This window comes from Candidatus Paceibacterota bacterium (assembly GCA_028697015.1).
GTDB lineage: Bacteria > Patescibacteriota > Minisyncoccia > Minisyncoccales > GWA2-38-27 > JAQVFW01.
In genome coordinates this window covers 77,143-80,638 of the sequence record JAQVFW010000003.1, presented here as the reverse complement: position 1 = coordinate 80,638, position 3,496 = coordinate 77,143, and the positions used below count along the sequence as shown (strand labels likewise).

At 34.2% G+C, this 3,496-nt stretch carries 4 protein-coding genes; all 4 read left to right on the top strand.

The genetic code is table 11. From position 1 onward, the window contains the following. Window positions 1-108 precede the first annotated feature (108 nt). On the top strand, window positions 109-606 hold the full coding sequence (locus PHH50_01980) for an HAD hydrolase-like protein (protein MDD3729070.1): 498 nt from the start codon (window positions 109-111) through the stop codon (window positions 604-606). Window positions 607-752: 146 nt separating this feature from the next. After that, entirely contained in the window at window positions 753-2,054 is a 1,302-nt protein-coding gene (locus tag PHH50_01975; protein MDD3729069.1) for a glycosyltransferase family 4 protein, read from the top strand. A 65-nt stretch (window positions 2,055-2,119) separates the two neighbouring features. After that, on the top strand, window positions 2,120-2,530 hold the full coding sequence (locus PHH50_01970; GenBank protein MDD3729068.1) for a hypothetical protein: 411 nt from the start codon (window positions 2,120-2,122) through the stop codon (window positions 2,528-2,530). 106 nt (window positions 2,531-2,636) lie between these two features. Next, the coding region (locus PHH50_01965) for a gamma-glutamyltransferase (protein ID MDD3729067.1) at window positions 2,637-3,496 on the top strand (860 nt) is incomplete at its 3' end.

Sequence of the window (3,496 nt, the reverse complement as noted above, 5' to 3'; positions counted from 1 at the left end):
CTTCTTAATAATTGTTTCAAGACAATAATCCATTTATTTGACAAATTTTAGCAAAGAATTAATATCGAAACTGACGTTGTTCTTTGATTTAATAAGAAAGGAGGCGATATGAGTTCATGCTTTATTAAAGTTGTTGCTTTGGATGTTTATGGAACTATCCTTGCTTATGACGACTATGATTGCTCTTTTTCTCCCAGAAAAGGGCTTGAAGATTTTCTGGATCAGTGCGATGAAAAAAAAGTAAAAGTTGTTATAAGCTCCGATTCTTTTATCCAAAACGTAAAAAATGATTTGATTATTGCATTTAAACTGGCTGCGGAAAAAATAGCAGACGGAGAGTTAAGCTCAAAAATGAAAAAAAGATTGAATATAGGGAGGTTTGACGATTTTTTCCAGCTTGACCAAGGAGTAAAAGATTTCTCCGTTATTATTGGCCACTATGGCATTAATCCCAGAGAACTTCTGGTTGTCGGGGATAATATAGACAGGGATGTTCAAGGGGCTATAGTGTCGGGAGCAAATGTCATATACTGTCCTCCCTACGGTGTTAACGAAGGGGGAAAGTGGGACTTTACGAAAATAGAACTGGACTGCATTAAAAGTTAAAACTCCTTTTGATATCTTTTCTTTTCTTTCTAGAAAAGAAAAGATATATTGCTCGGGAAACGGATTCTCGGGCTTTTTAATTTGTAGTTTTTGCCATAAGTATTTTTTTATTGTAGTATCAAGTAAAATAAGAATTTTTTAAAAATATGAAAATCGGAATAATAATTTCAAGAATAGGAGGGGAAGACGGAGTAGCCCTTGAAACGGAAAAATGGATTGAAGTTTTTCAAAGAATGGGACACGAAGTTTTTATTTCCGCCGGAAAGTTTGAGAAAGACATACTGGTTGATAAAAAGTACTGCAAAGAAATAAAGAGTTTGTTTTTTGGAAGCGGCGCCAATGAAAAAGAAAGGAAAAGAATATTTAACAGCTCGCTTGAAGATTCTAAAAAAATATTAAGCGAAATAGATTCTGAGGCCGAAAAAATATTTGAAAAACTAAACGAATGGATAAAAGAGAACAATCTTGAAGTTTTGGTTTTGGAAAATACCAACGCCCTTCCTGTTCATCTTCCTTTGGCAAAAGCGATCAAGAAAATAGTAAAAAAGACGGATATTAAAATAATTTCCCATGACCATGATTTTTATTGGGAAAGGGAAGGGAAATACGTATCAGAAAGCGAAGAGATAAATAATCTTGTAAAAGAACTCTTTCCTCTTAATTTTCCAAATGTTACCCATGTTGTTATCAATAGCCCGTCTTTAAAAAAGCTCAAGGACGATTTTGGAATGAAAGCGGTATATATTCCAAATGTGATTGATTTTGAAAAGCCCTTCGGATTAAAGATAGAAAAGAACAAGGATTTGCCGGAAAAAATAGGGCTTAAAAAAGATGATATTGCTCTTTTTCAGGTAACAAGAATAATCAGAAGAAAAGGCATAGAAACGGCTCTTTCTCTTATTAAAGAATTAGATGACAAAAGAGTAAAGCTTGTTATTACGGGAACGGCCAAAGATGATCCCGGAAATCTTTATTATAACGAGCTGAAAGAAACAATTAAAAAGTTTAAAATAAAAAGCCAGGTTATATTTGCCGGCGATAAGTTTTCAAGCAGATATTTTTTCGCAAACTATTTCTATTTTGATTTCTTAAAGAACAGATACAAAACGTATACAATTTCTGACGCTTATGCCAATGCTATTGCTTGCACTTTTTTTAGCAAGTATGAGGGATTTGGCAACGCTTTTGTTGAGGCAATAGCGGCGAAAAAGCCGATTTTTGTCAATGACTATGAGCCAAGTTTTTGGGAAGATATTGGAAGCAAGGGCTTTAAGGTTGTTATGATTAAAAAAGGATTCTTAACGAAAAAAGCAATAAGAGAAATAAAAAGAATTATTCACAATGAAAAGCTCTCTCAAAGGATAGGGGAGTTTAATTTTGAGCTGGGCAAGAAGTATTTTTCCTATGAAGTTTTGGAGAAGAAATTGAAGGAAATACTTGAAAGTTAATAAAAATATGGGATAATAGATAAGGAAACGTAAAAGTTATTTATAAACAATAAAAAATTAAAAATATGAATATTTTTTATAACAAAGAAGGAGAAAAAAACGTTTTAAATATCTCGATATTTTCAATAGTTTGCGCATTGTTATTCATTATTCTTTTAATGTATGTTTTGCCTCAATATAGGGTATGGCAGAAAGAATTAGCCGGCAAAGCATTATTAAGGGAAGCGGAATGGTCTAAGAAAGTTCAGATTGAAGAGGCAATCGCGAATTTGGAAGCGGAAAAATTAAATGCTCAGGCCGAAGTTGAAAGAGCAAAGGGAATGGCAGAGGCGATTGAAATTGAGGGGGGAGCTCTTACAAAAGAGTATATTCAATATTTATGGGTAAGGCAGAATATATTTAGCGATAAGACCACTATTTATATCCCTACAGAAGCAAATCTTCCCGTTCTTGAAGCAATAAGATTGGGCGAGTAAAAATAAAAAACATGTAAAAATCTGAGATACTTTCTCAGATTTTTCTTTTATGCTAAAATTATAGCAGTTAGATAATTATTTAAATTTAAATATTAGAAATAGATTTATGAATGTTAAAACATCATTAAACTTGCAAATTGTTTTAATCATGATTATTTCAATTTTCGCAGTTTTTTATTTAATCCAGGATAAGCCGGAAAAAATTGAAGAAGTTGTTATTGATGAAAAAGAGGAAGAAACAAAGTTTGAAGCAATTGTTTCTTCAAATCAGCTTGCCACAGAGGCCGGTTTTGAGATTTTAAGTTTAGGAGGCACCGCAGCCGATGCTGCAATTGCCGTTGCGGCTACTCTTAGCGTTGTTGAACCCTGGTTTTCAAGCGTTCTTGGAGGGGGAACATGGGCTCTTTATTACGAATCATCATCTGGCAAAGTTACAAGCATTGACGGAGTCGGGCCGGTAGGAAGCTTGGCAACAGTATCTGATTATGAAAAGAGGGGAGATATTGCTGGAATACACCAGTCAAATGTTCCCGGGGCTTGGGACGGCTGGATGCTATGGCTTGAAAAATACGGGAAATTAGACCTGGAGCAGGTTCTTTCTCCCGCCATAAGGATTGCAGAGGAAGGATATTTAATTAGCAATGACATGGAAAGGTGGCTCAATAATTTATCTTCTTTAATTTTAAGCAGGCCCGATTCAATGGCTATTTATGCTTTAGACGGAAAACTTATTAAGGCAGGAGATACAGTTTACCAAAATAACATGGCAAAAACGCTTAGAGACCTTATTAATGCTTACAATGAGAATATTGAAAACGGAAGGTCATCTGCAATACAATCGGCAAGAGATTATTATTACAGGGGTAAAATAGCAGAAGCGATTGTTGATTTCTCAGACAGATTTAACGGTTATTTAACTTTAGATGATTTTAATAATTTTGAAAGCCAAATCGTAGAGCCGATTTC